The 24,520-nt window shown below is 54.1% G+C and carries 18 protein-coding genes; 4 read left to right on the top strand and 14 right to left on the bottom strand.

Annotated features, from left to right (window positions below; genetic code table 11):
- Positions 1–258: 258 nt before the first annotated feature.
- Genes B0F88_RS13985 through B0F88_RS14000 form a run of 4 tightly spaced genes read right to left on the bottom strand, consistent with a single transcriptional unit; the run spans position 259 to position 8,441 of the window.
- Positions 259–3,384 (bottom strand): efflux RND transporter permease subunit, encoded by a 3,126-nt coding sequence (locus B0F88_RS13985; protein ID WP_104424544.1) that lies wholly within the window; start codon positions 3,382–3,384, stop codon positions 259–261.
- Positions 3,381–6,515 carry an MdtB/MuxB family multidrug efflux RND transporter permease subunit gene (locus tag B0F88_RS13990; protein ID WP_104424545.1) on the bottom strand — a complete coding sequence of 1,045 codons (3,135 nt, stop codon included), beginning with the start codon at positions 6,513–6,515 and terminating at the stop codon, positions 3,381–3,383. Before B0F88_RS13990 ends, B0F88_RS13985 begins: the two co-directional genes overlap by 4 nt.
- A gap of 2 nt (positions 6,516–6,517) precedes the next feature.
- Positions 6,518–7,786 (bottom strand): MdtA/MuxA family multidrug efflux RND transporter periplasmic adaptor subunit, encoded by a 1,269-nt coding sequence (locus B0F88_RS13995; RefSeq protein ID WP_104424546.1) that lies wholly within the window; start codon positions 7,784–7,786, stop codon positions 6,518–6,520.
- Between the two features lie 10 nt (positions 7,787–7,796).
- Positions 7,797–8,441, bottom strand: a complete 645-nt coding sequence (locus B0F88_RS14000; RefSeq protein WP_104424547.1) for a TetR/AcrR family transcriptional regulator — start codon at positions 8,439–8,441, stop codon at positions 7,797–7,799.
- A gap of 1,140 nt (positions 8,442–9,581) precedes the next feature.
- On the opposite strand from B0F88_RS14000, the gene B0F88_RS14005 reads away from it, so the two are divergent.
- Complete coding sequence (locus B0F88_RS14005) at positions 9,582–10,598, top strand: sterol desaturase family protein (RefSeq protein WP_104424548.1); 1,017 nt, start codon at positions 9,582–9,584, stop codon at positions 10,596–10,598.
- 153 nt (positions 10,599–10,751) lie between these two features.
- Here the strand turns inward: B0F88_RS14005 and chrA are convergent, their stop codons facing one another.
- Complete coding sequence (gene chrA, locus B0F88_RS14010; protein WP_219820862.1) at positions 10,752–12,107, bottom strand: chromate efflux transporter; 1,356 nt, start codon at positions 12,105–12,107, stop codon at positions 10,752–10,754.
- Between the two features lie 246 nt (positions 12,108–12,353).
- Here chrA and B0F88_RS14015 point away from each other — a divergent pair, with 246 nt between their 5' ends.
- On the top strand, positions 12,354–13,682 hold the full coding sequence (locus tag B0F88_RS14015; protein WP_104424550.1) for a hemolysin family protein: 1,329 nt from the start codon (positions 12,354–12,356) through the stop codon (positions 13,680–13,682).
- 271 nt (positions 13,683–13,953) lie between these two features.
- Here the strand turns inward: B0F88_RS14015 and B0F88_RS14020 are convergent, their stop codons facing one another.
- The 9 genes from B0F88_RS14020 to B0F88_RS14060 all read right to left on the bottom strand — a co-directional run bounded on the left by B0F88_RS14020 (position 13,954) and on the right by B0F88_RS14060 (position 23,225).
- The gene (locus B0F88_RS14020; protein WP_104424551.1) at positions 13,954–14,868 is read right to left on the bottom strand and encodes a LysR substrate-binding domain-containing protein; all 915 of its coding nucleotides are present in this window, start codon (positions 14,866–14,868) and stop codon (positions 13,954–13,956) included.
- A 293-nt stretch (positions 14,869–15,161) separates the two neighbouring features.
- Positions 15,162–16,196, bottom strand: coding sequence for a sulfate/molybdate ABC transporter ATP-binding protein (locus tag B0F88_RS14025; protein WP_104424552.1), 1,035 nt, complete (start codon positions 16,194–16,196; stop codon positions 15,162–15,164).
- 64 nt (positions 16,197–16,260) lie between these two features.
- Positions 16,261–17,136: a sulfate ABC transporter permease subunit CysW gene (gene cysW, locus B0F88_RS14030; protein WP_104424553.1), complete on the bottom strand. Its 876-nt coding sequence runs from the start codon at positions 17,134–17,136 to the stop codon at positions 16,261–16,263.
- Between the two features lie 10 nt (positions 17,137–17,146).
- Positions 17,147–17,974 (bottom strand): sulfate ABC transporter permease subunit CysT, encoded by an 828-nt coding sequence (gene cysT, locus B0F88_RS14035; RefSeq protein WP_104424554.1) that lies wholly within the window; start codon positions 17,972–17,974, stop codon positions 17,147–17,149.
- 116 nt (positions 17,975–18,090) lie between these two features.
- Positions 18,091–19,095 (bottom strand): sulfate ABC transporter substrate-binding protein, encoded by a 1,005-nt coding sequence (locus B0F88_RS14040; RefSeq protein WP_104424555.1) that lies wholly within the window; start codon positions 19,093–19,095, stop codon positions 18,091–18,093.
- Between the two features lie 399 nt (positions 19,096–19,494).
- Positions 19,495–21,018, bottom strand: coding sequence for an alginate export family protein (locus B0F88_RS14045; RefSeq protein WP_104424556.1), 1,524 nt, complete (start codon positions 21,016–21,018; stop codon positions 19,495–19,497).
- Between the two features lie 108 nt (positions 21,019–21,126).
- A complete protein-coding gene (locus tag B0F88_RS14050) occupies positions 21,127–21,300 on the bottom strand; it encodes a YezD family protein (RefSeq protein ID WP_104424557.1) in 174 nt (57 codons plus the stop codon).
- Between the two features lie 559 nt (positions 21,301–21,859).
- A complete protein-coding gene (locus B0F88_RS14055) occupies positions 21,860–22,303 on the bottom strand; it encodes an NfeD family protein (protein WP_104424558.1) in 444 nt (147 codons plus the stop codon).
- 1 nt (position 22,304) lies between these two features.
- Positions 22,305–23,225: an SPFH domain-containing protein gene (locus B0F88_RS14060; RefSeq protein ID WP_104424600.1), complete on the bottom strand. Its 921-nt coding sequence runs from the start codon at positions 23,223–23,225 to the stop codon at positions 22,305–22,307.
- Between the two features lie 245 nt (positions 23,226–23,470).
- Between B0F88_RS14060 and B0F88_RS14065 the strand changes: the two genes are divergently transcribed.
- Positions 23,471–23,713: a hypothetical protein gene (locus tag B0F88_RS14065; RefSeq protein ID WP_258076673.1), complete on the top strand. Its 243-nt coding sequence runs from the start codon at positions 23,471–23,473 to the stop codon at positions 23,711–23,713.
- A gap of 69 nt (positions 23,714–23,782) precedes the next feature.
- Positions 23,783–24,490 (top strand): hypothetical protein, encoded by a 708-nt coding sequence (locus B0F88_RS14070; RefSeq protein ID WP_258076674.1) that lies wholly within the window; start codon positions 23,783–23,785, stop codon positions 24,488–24,490.
- Positions 24,491–24,520 lie beyond the last annotated feature (30 nt).

Genomic DNA, 24,520 nt, shown 5'->3' on the forward strand with positions numbered 1-24,520 from the left:
ATTCACCGCGAAGAACATGAAGGACACGAAGTTTTCACTCTCATTTTTCTTCATGTCCTTCATGCTCTTCATGGTTTTACGCCTTAGCTTGATGCGTATGAGTCGTCCCCAATGTTTCTGTGATGACTAAGTAAAGTAGTCGAACTTAACCAATAAATTAAGCAATCACCACGAAGAGCATGAAGGACATGAAGACGTAGATCCTTCATGCTTTTCATGTTCTTCATGGTTTAAAAAATAGTTGTTTCAAGCACGTTCCTAAACAGGCTTATTTGCTTCGGAAGCCGCGCGGTTAAAAAAGCGGCGATGAAACCACAGCCGGAAACGATCCAGGTAAAGGTAGACGACCGGCGTCGTGTACAAGGTCAGTATCTGGCTGAAGATCAGCCCGCCGACGATCGAAATGCCCAACGGTTGGCGCAGTTCCGCGCCGTAACCGCTGCCCAGCGCCAACGGCAATGCGCCGAACAGCGCCGCCATCGTGGTCATCATGATCGGCCGAAAGCGCAGCAAACAGGCTTGAAAAATCGCCTCGCGCGAATCCAGACCCAGCTCGCGTTCGGCAAACAACGCAAAGTCGATCATCATGATTGCATTCTTTTTGACGATGCCGATCAGTAATATCACGCCGATCAGCGCAATGATGCTGAATTCGTTGTTGCAGGCCATCAGCGCCAGCAACGCGCCGACCCCGGCCGAGGGCAGGGTGGACAGGATGGTCAGCGGATGGATATAGCTTTCGTAGAGTACGCCCAGCACGATGTAAATGCTGACCAAGGCGGCCAGGATTAAAAGCGGCTGGTTGCGTAACGACTCCTTGAAGGCTTTGGCCGAACCCTGGAAACTGCCTTGAACCCCGTTCGGTACGCCGATGTCGCGCATGGTTTTTTCGATCAGTTCGGTGGCGGTGGACAGCGAAGTGCCGGGCCGAAGATTAAACGACAGCGTGGCGGCGGCGAACTGGCCTTGATGGTTGACTGACAGCGGCGTATTGGTCGGCGCAAAACTGGCCAGCGCCGACAGCGGCACCTGGAGCGAGCCCGGTTGTTCGCCGGTCGGCAAGCGCTTGGCGGGTACGCTGATATAGACCTGTTTCAGGGCTTCCGGGCTTTGCCAATATTCGGGAGCCAGTTCCATGACGACCCGGTACTGGTTCAGCGGGTTATAGATCACCGAAACCTGGCGTTGTCCGAAAGCGTCGTTGAGGCTGGCGTCGATCATGGCTTGGCTGACGCCGTAGCGCGCCGCCATATCCCGGTCGACCACCAGGCCGATCTGCTGCCCCTTGTCTTGCTGGGTGGTGCTGACGTCGCTGAGTTCCGGCAGTTTGGACAACGCGGCCAGCACTTTCGGCATCCATTCCCGGAGCAGGCCCAGGTCGTCCGATTGCAGCGCGTAGTCGTAAGAGCCGAACGAAGGCCGGCCGCCGATACGCAGTTCTTGCGCCACGAACATATGCAGGTCGACGCCGGGAACGCGTTTCACCCTGTCCCGCAAACGCTTCATCACTTCATCGACAGGACCCCGTTCGTCGTGCGGCTTTAACACCACAAAGACCCTGGCGCTATTGCCGCTCTGCTGGCTGCCGGCAAACCCGACCACGGCTGACACCGCCGAGTCCTGCCGCAACAGCTCGGTAACCTCGAAAAATTTTTTCTGCAAAGCCCAAAAAGAAGTGCCTTGATCGGCTTGAATTTCACCATGCACTCTGCCGCCGTCCTGGGTCGGGAAAAAACCTTTGTCGATCACCGTGTACAGGTAAATATTGAGGCCTATGGTGGCGAGCAGGATCAGCATCATGATGCGCCCGTGGCGCAACGCCCAGCGCAATGTGCATCCGTAAAAATGCTGCACCCGGTCGAAAGCCCTGCCGATGCTTTGATAGAGCCGGCCATGCTGCGGATTTTCCTTGCCGACCCAGCGTGCGCACAGCATCGGCGTGACGGTCAGCGAGACCACTAGCGACACCAGCACGGCCGCCGACAGCGTCACCGCGAATTCCCTGAACAGGCGGCCGACCACGCCGTCCATCAGCAAAATCGGCAGGAACACCGCCACCAGCGACACGCTCATCGCCAACACGGTAAAGCTGACTTCCTTGGTCGCCAACAGTGCGGCCTTGAACGGCGGAACGCCTTTCTCGATATGGCGGCTGGTGTTTTCCAGCACCACGATCGCGTCGTCGACCACAAAGCCGGTGGCGATGGTCAGCGCCATTAAGGTCAGGTTGTTCAGGCTGTAGTTGAAAAAATACATGGCTGCGCAGGCGCCGAACAGCGAAGCCGGCACCGCAATAATCGGCACCAGTGTCGAGCGTATATCCCGCAAGAACAGCAGCACCACCAGAATGACCAGCGCCATCGCAATCAACAGGCTGTGTTCGACTTCGGTAATCGAAGACCGGATGCTCATCGAACGGTCGATAACCACCGACAGGTCGATCGCGCTGGGGATGGAAGCGCGCAGCTGCGGCAATATGGCCAGAACCTGATCGACGGTTTCAATCACGTTGGCCTGCGGTTGCTTTCTGAGAATCAGCAGCACCGAAGGTTTACCGTTTTTCAACCCGGTGTTGCGCAAGTCCTCGACCGAATCCACGGCCTCGCCGAGATCGGCGATGGTGACCGGCGCGCCGTTGCGGTAGCTGACGATTAGCGGCAGGTAATCCGCCGCTTTGCGCGCCTGGTCGTTGGCCTGGATCTGCCAACGTTGACCGCCGTTTTCCAGCACGCCTTTCGGACGGTTGACGTTGGTTTGAGTGATGGCGTTCCTGACATCCTCCAGGCCGATGCCGTATTTGCTTAGTGCGTTGGGATTCAGCTCGACCCGTACCGCCGGCAATGCCGCGCCGCCGAGCTGCACCAAGCCGATGCCGGGAATCTGCGATATTTTCTGCGCCAGGATAGTCGAGGCGGCGTCGTACATCTGGCCGCGGCCGAGAGTGTCCGAGGTCAGCGCCAGAACCAGGATCGGCGCGTCGGAAGGGTTGTCCAGCCGGTAACTGGGGCGATTGGGCATGCCGCTGGGCAGCATGCCGGCGGCGGCATTGATCGCCGCCTGCACATCGCGGGCGGCGCCGTTGATGTCGCGGTCCAGATCGAATTGCAGGGTAATCTGGGACGCGCCCTGCAGGCTGCTGGAGGTCATTTCGGCAATCCCGGCGATCCGGCCCAATGCCCGCTCCAGCGGCGTCGCCACCGTGGCCGCCATGGTTTCAGCGCTGGCTCCGGGTAACTGGGCGGTTACGCTGATGGTCGGGAATTCCACCTGCGGCAACGACGCCACCGGTAAGTTCAGGAAAGCCAGAATACCGGCCAGGGATATGGCCAGGGTCAGCAGACTGGTGGCGACCGGCCGGTAAATGAACAGCGCCGATAGATTCATCGCAAGCTTCCGTCGTCTTCGATGGTTTCAGCCGGATTCAGCTTTAGCCGGCCGGACACGCGCCGGGCCAGGCCGTCCATCCATAAATAAATCACCGGCGTGGTGTACAGGGTCAACAACTGGCTCAGCAACAAGCCGCCGACCATCGTGATGCCCAAAGGATGGCGCAGCTCCGAGCCGACGCCGCTGCCCAGCATCAACGGCAGAGCGCCCAGCAAGGCGGCCAGCGTGGTCATCAAAATCGGTCTGAAGCGCAGCAGGCAGGCCTGGAAAATCGCGTCGCTTGGCGACATGCCTTGCTTGCGCTCGGCTTCCAGCGCGAAGTCGATCATCATGATCGCGTTCTTCTTGACGATACCGATTAACAGGATGATGCCGATGATGCCGATGATGCCCAGATCGCCGCCGGAAACGATCAGCGCCAGCAGCGCGCCGACACCGGCGGACGGCAGCGTGGACAAAATAGTGATCGGGTGGATATAGCTTTCGTACAACACGCCGAGCACGATATAAACGGTGACGATGGCGGCCAGGATCAGCCACAGGGTATTGCCCAGCGAGGCTTTGAACGCCAGCGCCGCGCCCTGGTAATCGGTGCGGATGGCGGCAGGCAGGCCGATTTGCTGTTTGATGCGGTCGATAGTCTTTACCGCATCGCCGAGCGCCGCGCCCGGTGCGAGGTTAAACGATAAGGTCGCGACCGGGAACTGGTCGAGATGGTTGATCGACAGCGGTGTCGGCCGTTCCGATAATTGGGCTATCGCCGACAGCGGCACCTGCGTGCCGTTGCTGGAAGGAATCCGTAAATCGTTCAAGGCTTCCGGGGAATTTTGCGCGCTTGGATCGACTTCAAGCACCACCCGGTACTGGTTGGATTGGGTGAAAATAGTCGATACCAGCCGCTGTCCGTAAGCGCTGTACAGCGTTTCGTCGATTGCGGCGGTGCTGACGCCGAGGCGGCTGGCGGTGCTGCGGTCGATGTTGACATAGACTTGCCGGCCCTGGTCCTGCACATCGCTGGTGACATCGGCAAGTTCGGGCTGCCGGGAGAGTTCATCGACGAGCTTATGCGTCCAGAGGTTCAATTCATCGATGTCCGGTGTCTCCAGCGTGAACTGGTACTGAGTGCGGCTGACCCGGTTCTCCATCGTCAAGTCTTGCACCGGCTGTAAATACAGGCTAAGTCCGGTCAGCCCGGACAGTTTGGGTTTCAGCCGCGCTATGACCTCGCTTGCGCTTAGCTTGCGTTCGGCTTGCGGTTTCAGGTTGATCAGGAAACGGCCTGCGTTGGGCGTGGTATTGATGCCGTCGACGCCGATGAACGACGACAGGCTTTCCACAGCCGGATCTTCAAGCAGCAGCGCGGCCAGTTTTTGCTGGTGTTCGGCCATCGCCGAAAACGACACATTTTGCGGGGCTTCGGAAAAACCCTGGATGATACCGGTATCCTGGACCGGGAAAAAACCCTTGGGAATGAAAACGTACAGCGCCACGGTCAGCGCGGCGGTAGCGAAAAACACCGATAGGGTCAGGCCTTGCCGCTGCATGACCCATTCCAGGCTGCGGCCGTAAGCGGCAATCAGCTTGTCGAACCAGTCGTCCGGCTTTTCGGCAGGCTCCGGGTGCGAATGCAGCAGTTTGGCGCACATCATCGGCGTCAGCGTCAGCGATACGACCGCGGAAATCAGGATCGCCACCGCCAGCGTGATCGCAAACTCCCGGAACAGCCGGCCGACCACGTCGCTCATGAACAACAGCGGAATCAGCACGGCGATCAGCGAAAAGGTCAGCGAAATAATGGTAAAGCCGATTTGTTCGGAGCCTTTCAGCGCGGCTTTCAACGGCGATTCGCCGCGCTCGATATAGCGGGAGATATTCTCGATGACCACAATCGCGTCGTCGACCACGAAGCCGGTCGCGATGGTCAGCGCCATCAGCGTCAGGTTGTTGATGCTGAACTCGGCCAGGTACATTACCGCGAAGGTGCCGACCAGAGACAGCGGCACCGCGACGCCCGGAATGATCGTGGCGGGCACGTTGCGCAGGAACAGGAAAATCACCATCACGACCAGCGCGACCGCCAGCAGCAACTCGAACTGCACGTCACGCACCGAGGCGCGGATGGTTACGGTGCGGTCGGTCAGCGGCAGCACGTCGACGCTGAGCGGCAACGACGCCTGCAATTTCGGCAGCAGTTCCTTGACGCGGTCGACCACTTCGATCACGTTAGCGCCGGGCTGGCGCTGGATGTTGACGATCACCGCCGCCTCTTTGTTCGCCCAGGCGGCGAGGCGGACATTTTCCGCGCCGTCCACCACTTCGGCGACTTCGGACAGATGCACCGGCCCGCCGTTGCGGTAAGCCACGACCAGATCGCGGTATTCCGCCGCCGAGCGCAATTGGTCGTTGCTGTCGATAATCGCCGAACGCATCGGCCCGTTGAACATGCCTTTGGGCTGGTTGACGTTGGCGGCGGCGATCACGCTGCGCACATCTTCCAGGCTGATGCCGTATGCGGCCAAGGCTTTATGGTTGGCCTGTATCCGCACTGCGGGACGCTGGCCGCCGCTGATGTTGACCATGCCGACGCCGGATAATTGGGCGATTTTCTGGGCCAACCGGGTGTCGACCAGGTCCTGGACCTTGAACAGCGGCAAGCCTTTGGAGCTGACCGCCAAGGTCATGATCGGCGTGTCGGCCGGATTGACCTTGCTGTAAATCGGCGCTTGCGGCAAATCCTTCGGCAGGAAGTTGGCGGCGGCGTTAATCGCCGCCTGCACGGTTTGTTCGGCAACGTCTAAATCCAGGTTCAGGTTGAATTGCAGGGTAATCACCGACGCGCCGCCGGAGCTGGTCGACGACATCTGGGTGAGTCCGGGCATCTGGCCGAACTGGCGCTCCAGCGGCGCGGTGACCACCGACGTCATGACCTCGGGACTGGCGCCCGGATACAGCGTGATCACCTGGATGGTCGGATAGTCGACCTGCGGCAGCGCCGATACCGGCAACAAGCGGTAAGCCAGGATGCCGACCAACAACATCGCCACCATCAGCAGCGAGGTCGCCACCGGGCGCAGGACGAACAGCCGGGACGGGTTGAAATTCGGCAGGGCGTGGTTTGCTGGAATCATAGTCAAGGACGCTTATCGTTTTTACGCGACTTGCCTTCGGACTTGGTCTGCGCATTCGGATCGGCGGCCACGGCTATCCCGTCTTTTTTGGCAATATCGACCGGGCTGCCGTCGCGCAGCCTGTCGACGCCATCCACCACCACGGTTTCGCCGGCGGCAAGGTTGTCGAGCACCGCAACCTTGTCGTTTTCGGTCGGCCCCAGGGTGACGCGGCGCGCTTGCGCGGTTTTTTCCGAGCCGACCACGTAGACAAACGGGCCCTGAGTGTCGTGCTGGATCGCGGCGCTGGAAACCAGGGTCACGCCGGGCAAGGTTTCCAGGTGCATTTTGATGTTGACGAACTGGTTGGCGAACAGTGTGCTTTCGTTATTGTCGAATTGCGCCTTCAGTTTCAGCGTGCCGGTGGTGGGGTCGATCTGGTTGTCCAGCGCCAGCAATTTGCCGTCGGCCAGCTTGGTTTTACCGGCCCGGTCATAGGCTTCGACGTTAACCGCTTCGTTGGATCGCCAACGCTTCACCACCGATTGCACCTTGTCTTCGGGCAGGGTAAACACCACGCTGATCGGCTGAAGCTGGGTAATCACGACCAAGCCGTTAGCATCGTTGGCCTGGAGGATGTTGCCTTGGTCGATCTGGCGCAATCCGACCCGGCCAGGGATCGGGGCGGTCAGTTTGGCATAGCTGAGCTGGAGTTTAGCGTTATTGACCTGGGCTTTATCCATTTCCACAATGCCTTGATACTGTTTGACCTGGGCTTCCTGGGTTTTGGTTTGCTGGGCGGAAATAGAGTCCTGTTCGAGCAGGGTCAGGTAGCGCTCATGGTCCAGTTGGGCGTTTTTCAGCAGCGCTTCATCGCGCAGCAACTGGCCTTCGGCTTGCTGCAACTGCACCTGAAACGGGCGCGGATCGATTTCCGCCAGCAAATCGCCTTCCTTGACCATTTGGCCCTCGGTGAACGCCACCCGCATCAGTTCGCCGTCAACCCTGGAGCGCACGGTCACGGAGCGCAAGGCGGTGACGGTGCCCAGGCCGTTCAGATAGACCGGAAAATCGGCTTTGCCGGCGGTTTCCGCCGACACCGCCACCGGTGCGTCATTGTCGCGGCCGCGTTTGCCGCGCTTGGAATCGGATTTTTCACCATCCGGCGACGACGCATGCTGGAAATAAAAGACTGCGGCGATAATGGCCAGCACGATCAGCGATCCGGGCAGTAAAAAAGCCCGGCGTCGGTTGGCGGGCGGGAGTAATGTGCGGCGATTGTGTTGACTCATACGGGCGTTATTAATTAAGGGTTTGGGAACGGATAGCTTGGATACCGGCCAGCGAAAATTGCGCGACGTGTTCGGCAAACGCCTTGAGGTTGCTTAAGTCGCTGGGATGTTTGCGATGCGGCCGGGCGCCTTGCATGTGTCTTAACCGCAACAGCTGAAAACATTGGCCCATGATGCTGGCGTGGCAGTACTGGATTTGCTGTTCGCTGGCCGCCTGTCCCAGGCATTCTTTCAGCAAGGCGAACATTTGCAGGCGCTGAGGGTTGATTTCCTTTTCCAGAATATCGGCCAGCAGCCGGGTAGGCTGCGCCATTTCCTTATGAATAATCGCAAACGAATAGGAATTCTCGTCGCCGATGCGCCTGACCAGGGATTTAATCCATTCGGCCAGCCGTTGTTCCGCCGGTGCGTCGTCTGTCAGGCCGCCGTCGGGCGGGTACAGCTCAAGTTCCTGATTAAATGCAAAACGCCAGGATTCCAGATAGAGGGTTTCCTTGTCGCGGAAATGATAATTGACCGAGGCGATATTGGCGCTCGCCTGCCCGCAGATTTCGGCTATTGTCGCGTCCTGGAAGCCTTTTTCCGCGAAGATTCGGCTGGCTGCGGTTAACAGCCGGATGCGGGTTTTTTCCGGCTTGATTTTAAGGTTCGGCATGCAGGCAAATTGATCGAAACAGGCGTAGTAATGATGTTTGGCAATTGTAATTGAAATTTTAAATTTAAATACGCATTTTAAATTCAGTAAGCGTTATGCGGGGGTTTACAGTATTGTTTTTTCAGCTGTTTTTTGTTTCCGATTTGCTATTGACCGCTAGAAAATCAGCGGCAGTAGCGCAAATGCCGCCTGTCAATCAACAGGCTGTCGGCGTCATCGCGGGTGGATAATACTGTCAGGATGAAGCAGCCCGTAAGGCTAATTTGCCCTGGCGTTTATTTGACGACTTTCGGTTGGGCAATGCGACTGTCAAGCCGACAGCCGAATATACCGATCTATGCATGAAATTCTCTTGGGATTGTAGATGGAAAAATAAATATGAAGAACCGGTGATGCGTTGAGCAAAAAGACAGACCAACGGGTTGTGATGAGCTAGGAAGCGCTGAACAAAATGCTTCCGTTCATGGTTCGACAGGCTCACCACGAACGGAATCAATACGTTACCGTTCGTCCTGAGCCTGTCGAAGGACTAAATCAGCGCTTCCCTCAGGGACGGTTGAGGACTCGGCAGTGTTGTCTTTGCTAATAAAAAAAGCTGAGCGCTTCCGCAACACGCCCCCGTTGTGCTGAAAATCCAGCAGGCGCTGCTGATACGCTGTTTGTAAAGAAGCGATTTTGCGCTGATACCTTGCTGTTATAGCCGCAGTCGATCATTCCAATGCTCGGTTCGCGATGAATCGGCTCAAGTGTACGGAGGCGTCTCCTGAGTATGACCGTAAGATTCTCTGCGCTCGCTTCAACTACGCTTAAAAATGTTGTAAACAGTGCATGCAACAGAGCAGTTGCACCGGACTGATACAGTCAGCCGGCTTAAAAAAACAAAATTCTTTCAGTCGGCCGTTCATGTTATTTTCAATCCGCATAATGCAAGTATATGAAAAATAATTATTTTTTATGTGTTCTTGTGATATTTCCGGCTGTAAACGGTTTGTGGCTCGGATTTTGCTTTGATATAATCGAGGCGTTTTCTTAAGTAAAGGAGCCGAGCCTATCGGAATTATTGCCTCAGCCTTTTTTCATCAAATTGTCACCGTCTTTACTTAAGATGTCGTTGCACTAAGCTGTATTAAGGAGAAGACAATGTCTAGCGAAATTATGTCATTAATCACTTTTGTGGAAAGCTATTTAATCTGGCTATCAAGCATGCCCGGAAAATTGGCGACATTTATCTTGCTTATTGTATTTGTCGCTTTATCGGCTCTTGAGTTTTTCCGCCCCAAACGCAGATTGCCCGCTAAACAGTTGCGCCGGTCTTATCAAACCAATATCGGCCTGTTTATGTTTAACAGCATCGTTATTTCGTTGCTGTCTGCAACGCCTTTATTGATGCTGGCCGAACGTTATTCCGACCGGGGGCTGTTAAGCCACATCGACAATCCGGGCTGGAAAGCCCTGTTGTCGTTCCTGTTGCTCGATTTAATGCTTTATTGCTGGCACAGGATCAGTCACAGTTTCGATGGCTTGTGGATGTTCCACAAAGTGCATCACAACGACCCTTATTTGAATGTGTCGACCGCATTCCGTCTGCATGTTGTCGAGCTGCTGATCATCACCGTGCTGAAAGCGGCTTACATTATCCTGTTGGGCGTGGATCAAATGCTGGTGCTTATTAATGAAACCCTGTTGACCTTGTTCATCATGTTTCATCATTGCAATATTTCATTTCCCGGCGAAAAGCACTTCGGGCGGGTCATCATCGTGCCTTATCTGCATCGCACGCACCATTCGACGGAGCGCAGCGAGCACGATACCAACTACGGCGCGGTGTTTTCGATATGGGATCGCCTGTTCGGCACGCTGGCGGAACGGGAGCCTTTGGAAATCGGCATTAAAAACAGCTCGCCGCAAACCGTTTTCGGTTTGGTAAAGTTCGGCTTTACCTCGGCAAACCCGGAACCTGTTCCTGCATACGAGCTGGACGAGAGTCTTAAATCGATGATCGCCGAGGCGGCCTATTACAAAGCGGAAAAGCGCGCCTTTAAGCCGGGAAACGAACTGCGCGACTGGTTGGAAGCGAGAAGGGAAATTATCAGGATGGTTTATGGCGACAAGGCGGGCAGGGAACAGGCAGGACGCATCGGCCCGTTACCCATTTAAGCGCTGTTGATTCTAACATCCGACCCAAAAGGGGGTTGGAGGCCGTCAGGCAAAGGCTTCCTGGCGGCTTGTTAAACGGGTTGGGTAATCGTTTTTGTTGCCCAATATTCCGGCATACAGGGGTAGAATCCGCGACCATATCGAACATCGTATTCATAAAAAAATCCCTTGCTGGGCAAGCCAGGGCTTGATAAACAACAGCAACAGTCCCGCCGCGCCGCAAGCGCCGATGACCGGAATGACGCCCGCCTTGTAACGGAACAAGGTCAGCAAGGCGGTCGCCCCGATCAGCGCGGCAATGCCGTCGAAACGACCTTCGAAACCTTGCGGCCAGAACACATGCCAGGCAAAAAATACGGCAAGATTAAGAATCACGCCGACCACGGCGGCGGTAATTGCCGACAGCGGAGCGGTGAATTTTAAATTGCCGTGGGTGGATTCCACCAAGGGGCCGCCCGCCAGGATAAACAGAAAACTGGGCAGGAAGGTGAAATAGGTGACTACGACCGCCGCGACCACACCGGCTATCAATAACGCATCGGAACCGAGAGGCAACTGGCTCCAGCCGCCCAGGAAGCCGACGAAGGTGACAATCATGATCAGCGGGCCGGGCGTGGTTTCGCCCAGCGCCAGGCCGTCGATCATTTGCGTGGCGCTCAGCCAATGGTAATGTTCCACCGCTCCCTGGTACACATAAGGCAACACCGCATAAGCGCCGCCGAAAGTCAGCAGCGCCGCCTTGGTGAAAAACCAGCCCATCTGTGTGAGCGCACCGTTCCAGCCGTATTGCCCGCACAAAAATCCGATCACGCCGCCCCACAAAATCAATCCCGCCGCCGCGATTTTAAGCAGGTGCGGCCAACGGAACCGGGCATGGTCGGGAATCGGCATATCGTCATCGATCAGCGCGGGGCCGTAGCTTTGTTTGGCCGCGTCATGGCCGCCGCCCACCGCAAATTTGTCAGGGGCGATGCGCCCGCCGACGGCTCCGAGACAGGCCGCGACCAGCACGATCAACGGGAACGGTGCATGCAATGCGAAAATCGCGAGAAAGGCCAGCGCCGCCAGCGTCCACAATAGGCCGTTTTTTAAAGCCCGCGAACCGATGCGATACGCCGCGAACAGTACGATGGCGGTGACGGCGGGTTTGATGCCGTAAAGCAGCCCGGCCACCGCCGGAACCTGACCGAAACTCAGGTAAATCCAGCTCAGCAGGATCAACAGCAACAGAGACGGCAGGATAAACAACAATCCGGCGACCACGCCGCCCCAAGTGCGATGCATCAGCCAGCCGAGATAAACCGCGAGTTGCTGCGCTTCAGGCCCCGGCAACAACATGCAGTAATTCAGCGCATGCAGGAAACGCTTTTCCGAAATCCAGCGCCGCCGCTCGACCAGTTCCTGGTGCATGATCGCGATTTGCCCGGCAGGGCCGCCGAAGCTGATAAAGCCGAGTTTGAGCCAGAAGCGGAAAGCTTCGCCGAAGCTCACGGGTTGCGGTCGTTCCATTGAGTTCTCCTTCGTCAGGGGGGTGTAAATTGTCATTGGGCTTCTCTTCTTGTTGAAAAAACGGCATAACCAAAAAAACAAGAGCGCCATATAAGCCTTATATCCCGGCAGTTTTGTCCCGAAAAGCGTGCAATTTAACGCCGATCAATGTCCGTTGGGGGCGCTATGTGTATACTACCCATAATTGTGCCGGCCCTTAACTTGATCGACGATGCCAATACTACTTTCCATTAAAGCTTAAGTGTTATGAATAATCTTTTTCTGATCATTGCCGCGCTGTTGCTGGTCGCGCTCAATGGCTTTTTTGTGGCCGCAGAGTTCGGTCTGGTCAAACTGCGGCAAACGCGCATCCGCGCGATTGTTAAAACGAAAGGTTGGCGCGGACGCATTCTGGGAAAGGTGCACGCAAAACTCGATGCCTATTTATCGGCCTGCCAGCTGGGCATTACGCTCGCTTCGCTCGGTCTGGGCTGGATTGGCGAACCTGCGTTTGCCAGCCTGCTGGAATCCCTGTTCGACAGGTTCGACGTCACATCACCGGAAATGATACACGGCATATCCTTCGCGTTCGCCTTTACCGCCATTTCGTTTCTGCACATCGTCGTCGGCGAGCTTGCGCCGAAATCTCTGGCGATTCGTAATCCTGAAAAAATCGGCTTATGGAGCGCCGTTCCGCTCTACGGATTTTATTGGCTGATGTATCCGGCGATCTGGCTGCTCAACTCCAGCGCCAATTTGGTACTGCGCCTGTTCGGTTTGGGTAATGTTCATGGCCATGATGCGCATTACTCGGCTGACGAGCTTAAGCTTATTTTACGCAGCAACTTCCCGGACGACCGCTTTACCCGCGATGAATGGAATATTCTGGCGAAAACGCTGGATTTCAGCGAACTCGAAGTATCCGACCTGATGCGCCCGATCCATGAGATCACTGCCTTGCATCGCAACGAGTCATTGCAAAAAAACCTGCAAACCGTGTCTCAAAAACGCTTCAGCCGTTATCCCTATTTCGACACTAACGGTGTTGATGTGTTAGGGGTGATCCATTTGAAGGATTTGTTTTTCGCCCAACAGGAAGGCCACGCGATTGAGGATTTGACTCATTACCTGCGGCCTATCCAATACATAGCGGCGCATACACCGGCACTGGAACTGTTCCGTCAATTCCGCATGGGAACATCGCATTTTGCAATCATCGGGCAAAAAGGCCAAAAACCGCAAGGTTTCATCACGCTGGATAATTTGTTAAGCGCGATGGTCGGTGAGATACGCGACGAGTTCCGTCAAAACAACAATGACTGGACCCGGCTTGATAACGGCACGCTGATCGGCAAGGGCAGTCTGCCGATATTTTCGCTGGAACGGATTCTGGGAATCGATGTCGAGAACGAAGAGCTTGAATTGGAAGACGAGGTATCGATTGGCGGCCTCATCATGGCCAAGCTGCGTGACATTCCGGTAGAAGGCCAAAAGATTGAATTCAACCAGTTCGAAGTTGTGGTCAGAAAAATGAATGGGCCGCGCATCGTTTTTGTCCAGATTTACCCCAATGAAATAACGGATGTGATGCCGTAATCTCTTTTAAAACAGCATAAGAATAACCACGAAGACACGAAGGACACGAAGAGAAATGTCTATAGGAGTGCGGATAAAATCACTTCACAAGTTAAAACCCGCCAGGTCTGGGGATAGTGGCGATGCTATTTGCAAAAGTTATTTCATGCACATTCCTTAATAAAACTTCGTGTCCTTCGTGTCTCGGTAATTGCTCCTGCATCCATGCAGTCGTTCGTGGTGAATAATGCTTTTACCGTCTCCAGCGCATATACGAATCCCGCAGACTATATTAAATCTCTCTCCCAGCGACACCGAGCTCTTTAGCCGCAACCAGCAGCTCGTCGATGAAGTGCTGCGTATATAAAGGCAGGTAGTTGTTTTTTAAATAGGCGATCTTGGTTCTTGAGCTGGGAATAAGATGCGATAAATCCCGCGCCACCAGATCATGATCCATCGCCGGATCATAGGCCATGCCGGCGATAATGCCGACGCCCATGCCCAGGCGGACATAAGTCTTGATCACGTCGGTATCGGCGGCGGCCAGAATAATGTCCAGCTCCATGTCGGTGTTTTTAAAGGCGGTCTCGATATTTGAGCGGCCGGTAAAACCGAAGCTGTAGGTGAGTATCGGATAAGAGGCGAGCCGTTTAAGAGAAATGTCACCCTCGCTCAGCGGATGATTTTTTGGCACCACGACCGCATGATGCCATTCATAGCAGGGTTTGACGACCAAATCGGCATCTTCGTCGACCTTCTCGGTGCAGATCGCAATATCGGCTTTCCGGGTGTGCAGTTTATTAATCAGTTGTTCGGGCGACGCTTCGATCATATAAATCCTGACGCCCGGATATTTTTCCCTAAAACGCAGGATAGGGCTGGGTAAAAAATACTTGGCCTGGGTGTGCGTGGTCGCAATATGCAGCACACCCTGGTTGCTGTCGATATAGTCGGCCGCTATGGTCTGGATATTGTTCTTGGCCATGTTAATGGTCGCGACTTCTGCCATGATGCGTTGGCCCAGGGAGGTCAAGCCTATCAGTTTCTTGCCTTGCCGTTCGTAGATCGGGGACCCCAGCTCGGCCTCGAAAAGCTGCAATTGCCGGCTGACCGCCGATTGCACGATGTGCATTTTTTCCGCCGCTTTTGAAAGGCTGAAATCATTTTCTTGAAGAACGCGAAGTAATTCAATTTGGCTTAAATTCATTTATTAAAGATGTCCTATCTAATGATTGCACATGGATGACGCGGATTTAAACAGATGCCCGCGGATAACACTATAAAAAATTCGGGTGCGGCTTTTGTCCCCGCGCCCTACTTAGGAACGTGCATGAAATAACTTGAGCAAGTTTTATTTTTCATGTTTTAACCATGAAGGTCATGAAGTGGCATGAAAGGTTTAAGTCTTCATGTCCTTCATGCTCTTCATGGTAATTGCCTAAATTAATTTATGCACGATCCTTAGTTTCAAGTACCCGGCGCGCAACCTGACGGTCTCTATTAATGAAACCAATGCGCATGGCGTATCCGCAGGTCAACCTTGTCGCCTTTGTTCAGATGCAGACGCCTGAACTGATCATTGGGCATTTCCGCATAAACGCTTGCAGCCGAGCCGTTCTTGACCAACTCGATGCGGATCAGGGCGCCCAGGTGTTGCCAGTCTTTCAGCGTTACAAAGGCGTCGCTGTCGGCTCTCGATTTTTCAATAACAATATCATGAGGGCGGACGTGAGCAATCTTGCCATAGTGTTGTGCTGTCGGTAATCCCGCTGCCTGCAACCAATCGGAGTCGTGTTCTTCCAGGTTAAAAACATTGGTTTGGCCGATAAAGCGGGACACGAAAGCATTGGCCGGATGATCGTAAATGTCGCCGGGCGCGCCTTGCTGTTCGATGCGCCCGTGGTTGAGCACCACAACCTGGCTGGCGACTTCCATGGCTTCTTCCTGGTCATGGGTGACAAAAATACTGGTGACATTCAGGTCATGATGCAGGTTGCGCAGCCATTGCCGCAAGTCCTTGCGCACGCCGGCATCCAGCGCGCCGAACGGCTCATCCAACAATAATACCGAAGGCTCAACAGCCAGCGCGCGAGCCAGCGCGATACGCTGGCGCTGTCCGCCGGACAGTTGATCGGGATAACGGTCGTGCAGCCAGTCCAGTTGCACCAGGCCCAATAAATCATGCACCTTCTTGTGGATAATCGCTTCGCCCGGCCGCTCGCTGCGAGGCTTGACTCTTAAGCCGAACGCCACGTTCTCGAATACGGTCATGTGCCGGAACAGCGCATAGTGCTGAAATACAAAACCGATTTGGCGATTCTTGACCGGTTTATCGGTGACCTTATCGCCTTTCAAGAACACATCGCCTTGGTCTGCTTGCTCAAGACCGGCAATGATGCGCAGCAACGTGGTTTTTCCGCAGCCGGACGGCCCCAGCAAAGCGACTAATTCGCCTTCGGGAATGTCGAGGCTGATATTGTCCAGCGCGGAGAACGAGCCGAAATGTTTACTGATATGGTTTACGCTAATACTCATGGGATTTCTCTAAATATTTTAAATTCAGGGGAAAGATGAAGGGCGAAAATATTTCCTGTCCCACTCAGCCTTTAGCCTTTAGTTTTTTATCTTGATTTTGCTTCCACTCAAGGACGGTCTTAAACACCAGCGTTACCACGGCCAGGGCCGCCAATAGCGAAGCGCCGGCGAAGGAACCGACAAAGTCGTATTCGTTGTAACTGACCTCGACATGCAGCGGCAGCGTGTTGGTCAGTCCGCGGATATGGCCGGACACCACCGAGACGGCGCCGAATTCGCCCATCGCCCTGGCGTTACACAGCAGCACGCCGTTCAGCAGGCCCCATTTGACATTCGGCAAGGTGACTCTGAAAAAGGTTTGCCAGCCGCTGGCGCCGAGCGACAGCGCGGCTTCCTCTTCTTCATGGCCAATTTCCTGCATCAGCGGAATCAGCTCCCTGGCAACGAACGGGAAAGTCACGAACAGGGTCGCCAGAACAATCCCCGGCACGGCGAAGATGATCTTGATGTCATGTTCGGAAAACCAGGGGCCCAGCCATCCTTGCGCGCCGAAAATCAGCACATAAATCAAACCGGCAATCACCGGCGATACCGAAAACGGCAGATCGATCAGGGTAATCAGCAGGCTTTTACCGCGAAAGTCAAACCGGGCTATCGCCCAGGCGGCGGAAACGCCGAACACGGTGGTCAGCGGCACGGTGATCAATGCAATGAACAGCGTCAGTCTCATCGCAGCCAGCGCATCGGGGTGGGTCAGGCTGGAGCTGTAGGCCGTCCAGCCTTTGGCAAAAGCCTCAACCAACACGGTTAACAGCGGCAAAAGCAAAAACAAACCGATAATACCGAGGGTGAGTCCGATCAAGACATATCGAACCCAGTTGGGATCGGATAGCGTGAGTTTTTTTGAAGTAATGAAGGAGTTTGCGGAAACGGCGCTCATCACGAATTCCTCACAGTTGTCCTGAACGGCGGCGTACCCACCATTGCAGCCCGTTAATAAGTAACAGCAGTACAAACGACAGGATCAGCATGGTCAAGCCAATTGCGGTTGCCCCAGCGTAATCGTATTGTTCCAGTTTGGTGATAATCAACAGCGGCACAATCTCCGAGATATACGGCATATTGCCGGCAATGAAAATGACCGACCCGTATTCGCCGATGCCTCGCGCAAAAGCCAGCGCAAAACCGGTAATCGTAGCGGGCAGGATATTAGGCAAGATGACCTTGACAAATGTTTGCCGCCGGGTAGCGCCGAGACTGGCGGCGGCTTCTTCCATTGCGGTATCCAGTTCCTGCAGCACCGGCTCGATGGTGCGCACCACAAACGGTAAGCCGATAAAGATCAAGGCAAAGACAATGCCCAGCGGTTTGTAGGCAATTTGGATCCCGAGACTGTCCATGACCAGCTTGCCGATCCAGCCGCGAGGTTCGTAGATCGCCGCCAGCACGATGCCGGCTACGGCGGTCGGCAAGGCGAACGGCAGGTCGATCAGGGCGTCAAACAGGCGTTTGCCGGGAAATGAGTAGCGTACCAGCGACCAGGCGATGATAAAGCCGAATATCGCAGCCGCGGCGGCGGCAATTAACGCCGCGCCAAAGCTTAGCCTGAAAGAAGCCTGTACACGCTCATTGGTCAGTATCGCCCAGTATTCGTTCAGGCTAAGCTGTAACGTTTTCAACAGCATCGCGCTGAGCGGAATCAGCACGATCAGAGCCAGATAGAACAGGGTAAATCCTATGGCCGGGCGAAATCCCGGCATGATGTTACTTTGCGGCATGTCAGTAATTTCCGGTTACATTAAAACAGAGGTGTTATATTTCTCAGCTGTTTCATGTGTTTTTAACGTAAAAAAGCGGGAGTGAACGAGGCGCTCGCTCCCACAGGAAGGACAACTTATGGTTTGTAGATTTGATCGAAAAGGCCGCCGTCATCGAAATGCTCTTTTTGCACTTGCGCCCAGCTGCCGAACTTCTCGCTGACGGTAAACAGCTCCAATTTCGGAAAGCGTTTTAAGTCTTCAGGATTGGCGTGTTCGGGTTGGTAAGGGCGGTAAAAATGCTTTGCCGCCAGTTTTTGCCCAATCGGCGAATACAGGTATTGCAGATAACCTTCGGCCAAATCCAGGTTGCCGTTCTTTTTGGCGACCTTCTCGACCACGGCGACCGGGGTTTCCGTCTTGATACTGACCGGCGGCACCACGATTTCGAATTCACCGGCGCCCTGTTCGTTAACCGCCAAAAACGCTTCGTTTTCCCAAGTGATCAGCACATCGCCGATACCGCGTTGAATAAAGGTTGTGGTGGAGCCGCGCGCGCCGGAATCCAAAACCGGCGCATTCTTGTAAATTTTCTTTACGAAGTCCTTGGCGGCTTCCTTGCCGCCGAATTTTTTTTCTCCAAACGCCCAGGCAGCCAGATAGTTATAACGCGCGCCGCCCGATGTTTTAGGATTGGGCGTGATCACCGAGACGCCGTCTTTGGCCAAGTCATCCCAGTTTTTAATACCTTTGGGATTGCCTTTGTGGACCAAAAATACAATGGTGGAGGTATAAGGCAAGCTGTTATTGGGCAGGCGGGTTTGCCAATCTTTAGGAATCACTCCAGCCCGCTCGGCAATTTGGTCGATATCGTGCGACAACGCCAAAGTGACTACGTCCGCTTCCAGGCCGTCGATTACCGCCCGTGTCTGCTTGCCGCCACCACCGTGCGATTGTTGTACACCGACGTCTTCTCCGGTTTTTTCTTTCCAGTATTTAATAAATTCTTTGTTGTAGTCCTGATACAGCTCTCTGGTCGGGTCGTATGACACATTGAGAATGGTTCTTTCAGCCAAGGCCGTACCGCTTGAAAGCAGGGTTAGCGCGAACAGCAGATGTTTTAATGGTTTGGTGAGTTTCATGGTTTCTCCTTAATGGAAGCTGTTTTATTTGCTTTGCCGCATCGTTTTAATTTAAGCGTCATAACGATCCGCATGGAAAGCATGGTAATCAAATTAGGTTGGCAACAAAAACGATATATTTAGATGCATACATCTAAAAATTAGATAATAAGCCTGGGGCAGAATACTCAGCGGTCTTGTCGTGCATTATCGGATTTGCCTCATCCTTCATCTGCCGGAGCAAAGGAGGACAAGGCCGGAAAACCCGGTAGGACGAGGGAGAAGCGCTGATTGAGCCCTTCGGCAGACTCAGGGTGAACGCTAAGGCATTGATTCCGTTAGTGCTGAGTGTTTCGATTGCGCTCAGGAGAGACGCCTGTCGAAGCATGAACGGAATCAAGTTGTTCGGCGCCGACCTCGTTATAATTTGGGCTTGCCATCGCCAAATGCATTCAAGCTGACTTCAAAGTAGAAGAAGTTGCTGGCCTCAGTGGTGAAAGGACCGCTCGGTGCGGCCTGCGCCCTGGTAAAGCTGCCTGGTTCGAAACGGGCGTAACTTAAGCTCCAGTCGACATACGGATTGAGTTTGTGGCGCATGCGGAAGTCGAGCTCATGGCCCAGGAAACTGCCGCTTCGGCCCGTTGTATCCCTCAGGTTAGCCCGGTTCCAGGCCTCGGTTTCGCTTTCCAGCCAGAACGCGCCATAACCGGCGTCGAGGCGGACATCTTTGTGCGGGGTGAACTCCAGGCGGGCTTTGGGCGCATGCACGTTATCCCAGGAGAAATAGTCGTTGCGCGACCACGGCTGGTTGAAGCCGTAAAATGCATCGAATTTTTCGTTCGAGCCGCTTGAAGCATTTCTATTGGGATCCTTGTCGCCGGTACCGAAACCGTAATAGGCGCTGACTCTCGGTTTCCAGTCATGGTCAAAGGTGTAACCCGTTTCCAAAGAGTAAGCCAGTGCATCGTGCTGAAGCTCCAGCTCCTTGGCCACGCCCGTTCTGGTATAGCCAAACCGGCCGAACTGTTTGTTGATGTCGGCATCGAAATCGAAGCCGCTGTCGCCGAACAAGCCGTAAACCCGTAAGCCCGGTGCAAAAATATCCATACTGTTCTTGCGGTCGGCAACAATCCTATTATAAGGATCGCCATTGACCTTGCGCCCCATAAAGTAGGGCTGGATGGTGATGTAATCCGACCATTGCCGGATACTCAGCACGCCGCCGTAAAACCAGGTATCTTCATCGGGTTGGTCGAAGTCGTATTTCAAACGCTGAACCGGTTGGAATGCGAAGGTGTCCAGATCCCAGTTGTTTTGTTTCTTGCCGAATCGGACACGGAAACCCTCGAAGTTATTGGTGGTGTTGCGGAACTGGTTGCTGCCCACCAGACGTCGATCCAGCAATTCCAAAGCCTGGCGGCCGGCGCGGATGCTTAACGGCCGGTTATGGCCGAGCGCATTGTCAAAGTATAACTCGGCATAGCCCTGAATTATTTCAAACTCGTTGACATCGGAATCGGTCTTTTCATACAAACCGTTGTAACTGCGGGCGTCTTCAAACTCGACCGCAAAGCGCAAGGGGTCGAGAATGTCTTTTACGCCGACATAGCCACGGGTTCTCAACAGCCATAGATTGTCGGGATCGTTGCGATAAGTGGATAACGTAGCGCCGGTTGTGGAATCGTTTCTGCGCCGGTAATCGTTTTCCCGGTACTCGTAGCGGGTGCGGAAGTCCAGGCCCACATCCAGCCAATCCACATCACGGAACTGCTTGAATTGGGTCTTGCTCAGATTTCGCACATAAGCCGGCGGATCGGTGTCCGGTTCGACGCGATAGCCTTTAGTCTTACGGTAATAATCCTCGGCATTCGCCAAGCCGGGCCATGTCAGCAACAGGCCCAAGGCACCGGCTACCGACGCGGTATTTACGAGTTTACGCTTCATGATGTTCACCTAAAATCTCTGTTGGGTACAGTAACTTCCGGTGATCCGGTCGGTTTGTATTTATGATGTGGTAATGCTTTCGCCGTTTTTTACGGTAGAAATAGAAAATTATTTTTTATTGTCAAAGCGTAGTTTCTCCCTACGCTCGATTTGTACAACCTTGTTTTCGTGAATGGTAATTTCAATCGAACCGAACTTAATCTCTTGTAAAATGGCGGCAATCTGGTTTGCGATTTCAGTTGTTCGCGGATCTCTATATGTTTTTTCTAATTTAAGCGCCATGAAATACTCACTATCGAAGTTGAAATGTATCGATTACGTTGGCGGGAAGTTTAAAGAGAATTTTATATTTAATAAAACGACAATATTAGATGTTTGTATCTAATTAGAAGATATTATCCGTTTCACTTTCCGCTACCGGGTCCTTGAATTCAGCGGTTTCAGCTAAGGACCGTGCATAAATTAATTTAGGCAATTACCATGAAGGACATGAAGACTTAAACCTTTCATGTCCTTCATGGTTAAAAAATGAAAAATAAAACTTGCTCAAGTTATTTCATGCACGTTCCTAAGCGTTATTCCAGCGTAACGCATACAGTGGAAGCTTATTTGCAATCGTCCCGTCTTATTCTTTGTCTCATTTCATTGTCACGGCACAGAAAATTGCTTTTATCGGCGTTATAAGGCCGGGATCGTCAAAATAGACGAGGCAGGAGGATTGATTTTGCGTTGGACGTGGCGCGTAGAAACAGGGGAGGGGAGCAGTGGATTTTAGCGGTTTACTTGAGGCGGTTTGGGCCGGCGTAATCGTAAACAAACCGGCGCAACCGCGTCTTTACCGTTATTTAGCCTTTTCCACGTCAAACACCGTGCCGCGAATCGCGACGACTTTTACCTTGGTGGATATATCGCAATCTTCGCCATGAACTTTCCAGATCGAATCATCGACTTTTATTGTTCCCTCGCCGTTTTCTATCGGTTTGTACAGGCTGAAGACTCGGCCGATGTATTGAGCGCCGCGTTTGTTCAGCAAGGGGTGGTCTGTCGCTATCGGATGTTTTTTGCCGTAAAGCTTCCAGACAGCGATCGCGGCAATCGACAGGACGGAAAAAATCAATACCTGCAAGTCCGTGCCGATCACAGGTATCAGCAACAGCAGGCAGCCGGTGACAAAGCCGGATGCCGCCATCCACAGGAAGAAAAAGCCGGGGACCAGCAGCTCTATGACTAACAGCCCGAGCGCCAGTACCCACCAGTTCCAGAAAACAATTGTTAATTGATCCATGTCAGCTCTTTTTAGCGCTATTGGACATGGTTTCTTTCGCCAGTTCGCTAATGCCGCCGATGGCGCCAATCACGCTTGATGAGTCCAGCGGCATAAAAACCAGTTTGCTGTTGTTGGCGGAGCCTATGTCTTTTAACGCCTCGATGTATTTTTGCGCGACAAAATAGTTAATGGCCTGGACGTCGCCTTTGGCGATGGCTTCCGACACCATTAATGTCGCTTTGGCTTCCGCTTGGGCCAGCCGTTCGCGGGCGTCGGCATCGCGGTAGGAGGCTTCTTTGCGGCCTTCGGCTTCCAGGATGGCCGCCTGTTGCGCGCCTTCCGCGCGTAAAATCTCGGACTGCCTTAAGCCTTCCGCTTCAAGAATCGAGGCGCGTTTCAAGCGCTCGGCTTTCATTTGCCTGCCCATGGCTTCGACCAAATCCTTGGGCGGGGCGATGTCCTTTATTTCGATACGGGTGACTTTGATGCCCCACGGTGTGGTTGCATCGTCTACCACGGACAGCAGCCGTGCATTGATGTCGTCACGGCGCGACAACAACTCGTCCAGATCCATCGATCCCATCACGGTACGGATATTGGTCATCACCAGATTCAGGATGGCCCAGCCCAGCTGGCTGACTTCATAAGCGGCCTTGGCGGCGTCCATGACCTGGTAAAAAACCACCCCGTCCACAGTCACCATCGCGTTATCCTTGGTGATCACTTCCTGGGACGGCACGTCCATCACCTGTTCCATCATGATCATCTTGTTGCCGATGCGCTCAAAAATAGGCCAGATAAAGTCCAAGCCGGGCGTCAGTGTGCGGGTATATTTGCCGAAGCGCTCGACGGTGTATTCCATGCCCTGGGGAACCGACTTGACGCTCATAAATACCATCAAGACAGCGAAAACCAAAAATGCTAAAACAAAACCACCCATAAAACCCCCTGATTTTTTGACACGGGATGTGCCGGACTTCAACCGATTGAAAAAAAGCAATGCCAACAATTAAAGTAAAACCGTTAAAATACCGCCGGGCAGTGTTGCATTGCATGCATGGACTCGCGACCGCCCGACTAATAATAATATAAATCTATCTAAATGTAAGTTAACGGGTAATTATAATGCTGATAACCGCCGCTTTTCATACAGGGATCTGGACCCTGCTTTTTTTTGTTGTCGGAATGATTAAGCCTAAATGGCCTTTATTCTTTTTGAAAAAACCGGACAGGTTTTTAGTCCTGGTTATATCGACCGTGCTGTTTATGGTTTCCGCTACGCTGTTTGGCGAAGGCAACCGGCAAAAAGCCCTGGAGGAACAGGCCGCTAAAGACGCTGTGTCCAAAATCTTGGCTCCGGCTTCCGCCCCGGTTCCTGTGCCGGTGCCCGATGTTCCTGCGACCAAACCGGATTCCCCGAAAAAGTAACCGCGGGCAAGAAGCCTGACAACATTACCCAAAGCGCTGGCCGCGCAGGCGCTGGGTCTGGCGCTTACGATGATTCTGGCCTGGATGTCGCCGGCGCTGTTTCACGGCGTCTGGCGGTTGGTGCTGGCACAAGGCGCGACAGCTGCCTTGTGGTCTGTCGTTTTACGCCAGCCGTACTGGTGGTTCCCGATTCACTTGTTGTTTCTGCCCATCGCAATCGCGATGCTCGCCTTGCAGCTGCCTTCCTGGCTGTATCTGTCGGCCGTGCTGCTGCTGGCGCTGGTATTCTGGGGCACGGTCAAGGGCGATGTGCCGCTGTTTTTGTCCTCAAACGCCGTAGCGGATGCGGTGGCGGCGATTGTCGAACGGGAACATGCCGGTGTATTCGCCGACCTTGGCGCGGGAGTCGGCTCGGTGGCGGCGCCGCTGGCGCAGCAGCCGGCAGTGAAGGTCGATGCCTGGGAACGCGCGCCGCTACCTTGGCTTATCACCGTCTGGCGTTGCCGCAAGCTGCCGAATGCGGCTGTAAAACGCGCCAGCTTCTGGGACTGCAATCTTGCCCGTTACGATGTGGTGTTTGCGTTTCTTTCCCCGGCGGTCATGGCTGAACTGGGCGAAAAAGTCAGGCGTGAAATGCGCCCCGGCAGCTTGTTTATCTCCTCATCCTTCCCGGTACCGGCTTGGCAGCCGGAATCGGTGGTACGGATCGAAGACCGGCGCGGGACTAAGCTTTATTGTTATCGAATATGTAACTTCTCATTACCCACAGGTGAATAAAAGTTTTTTTATTCACCACGAACGACTGTA

The organism is Methylobacter tundripaludum, from assembly GCF_002934365.1.
Lineage (GTDB): Bacteria > Pseudomonadota > Gammaproteobacteria > Methylococcales > Methylomonadaceae > Methylobacter_A > Methylobacter_A tundripaludum_A.

Bases quoted from the DNA above. Each gene is read 5' to 3' on its own strand.
- B0F88_RS13985 (WP_104424544.1), bottom strand. From the start codon at position 3,384: ATGAATCTATCGGCGCTGTTCATTTACCGGCCGGTCGCCACCAGTCTG.
- B0F88_RS13990 (WP_104424545.1), bottom strand. From the start codon at position 6,515: ATGATTCCAGCAAACCACGCCCTGCCGAATTTCAACCCGTCCCGGCTG.
- B0F88_RS13995 (WP_104424546.1), bottom strand. From the start codon at position 7,786: ATGAGTCAACACAATCGCCGCACATTACTCCCGCCCGCCAACCGACGC.
- B0F88_RS14000 (WP_104424547.1), bottom strand. From the start codon at position 8,441: ATGCCGAACCTTAAAATCAAGCCGGAAAAAACCCGCATCCGGCTGTTA.
- B0F88_RS14005 (WP_104424548.1), top strand. From the start codon at position 9,582: ATGTCTAGCGAAATTATGTCATTAATCACTTTTGTGGAAAGCTATTTA.
- chrA (WP_219820862.1), bottom strand. From the start codon at position 12,107: ATGGAACGACCGCAACCCGTGAGCTTCGGCGAAGCTTTCCGCTTCTGG.
- B0F88_RS14015 (WP_104424550.1), top strand. From the start codon at position 12,354: ATGAATAATCTTTTTCTGATCATTGCCGCGCTGTTGCTGGTCGCGCTC.
- B0F88_RS14020 (WP_104424551.1), bottom strand. From the start codon at position 14,868: ATGAATTTAAGCCAAATTGAATTACTTCGCGTTCTTCAAGAAAATGAT.
- B0F88_RS14025 (WP_104424552.1), bottom strand. From the start codon at position 16,196: ATGAGTATTAGCGTAAACCATATCAGTAAACATTTCGGCTCGTTCTCC.
- cysW (WP_104424553.1), bottom strand. From the start codon at position 17,136: ATGAGCGCCGTTTCCGCAAACTCCTTCATTACTTCAAAAAAACTCACG.
- cysT (WP_104424554.1), bottom strand. From the start codon at position 17,974: ATGCCGCAAAGTAACATCATGCCGGGATTTCGCCCGGCCATAGGATTT.
- B0F88_RS14040 (WP_104424555.1), bottom strand. From the start codon at position 19,095: ATGAAACTCACCAAACCATTAAAACATCTGCTGTTCGCGCTAACCCTG.
- B0F88_RS14045 (WP_104424556.1), bottom strand. From the start codon at position 21,018: ATGAAGCGTAAACTCGTAAATACCGCGTCGGTAGCCGGTGCCTTGGGC.
- B0F88_RS14050 (WP_104424557.1), bottom strand. From the start codon at position 21,300: ATGGCGCTTAAATTAGAAAAAACATATAGAGATCCGCGAACAACTGAA.
- B0F88_RS14055 (WP_104424558.1), bottom strand. From the start codon at position 22,303: ATGGATCAATTAACAATTGTTTTCTGGAACTGGTGGGTACTGGCGCTC.
- B0F88_RS14060 (WP_104424600.1), bottom strand. From the start codon at position 23,225: ATGGGTGGTTTTGTTTTAGCATTTTTGGTTTTCGCTGTCTTGATGGTA.
- B0F88_RS14065 (WP_258076673.1), top strand. From the start codon at position 23,471: ATGATTAAGCCTAAATGGCCTTTATTCTTTTTGAAAAAACCGGACAGG.
- B0F88_RS14070 (WP_258076674.1), top strand. From the start codon at position 23,783: ATGATTCTGGCCTGGATGTCGCCGGCGCTGTTTCACGGCGTCTGGCGG.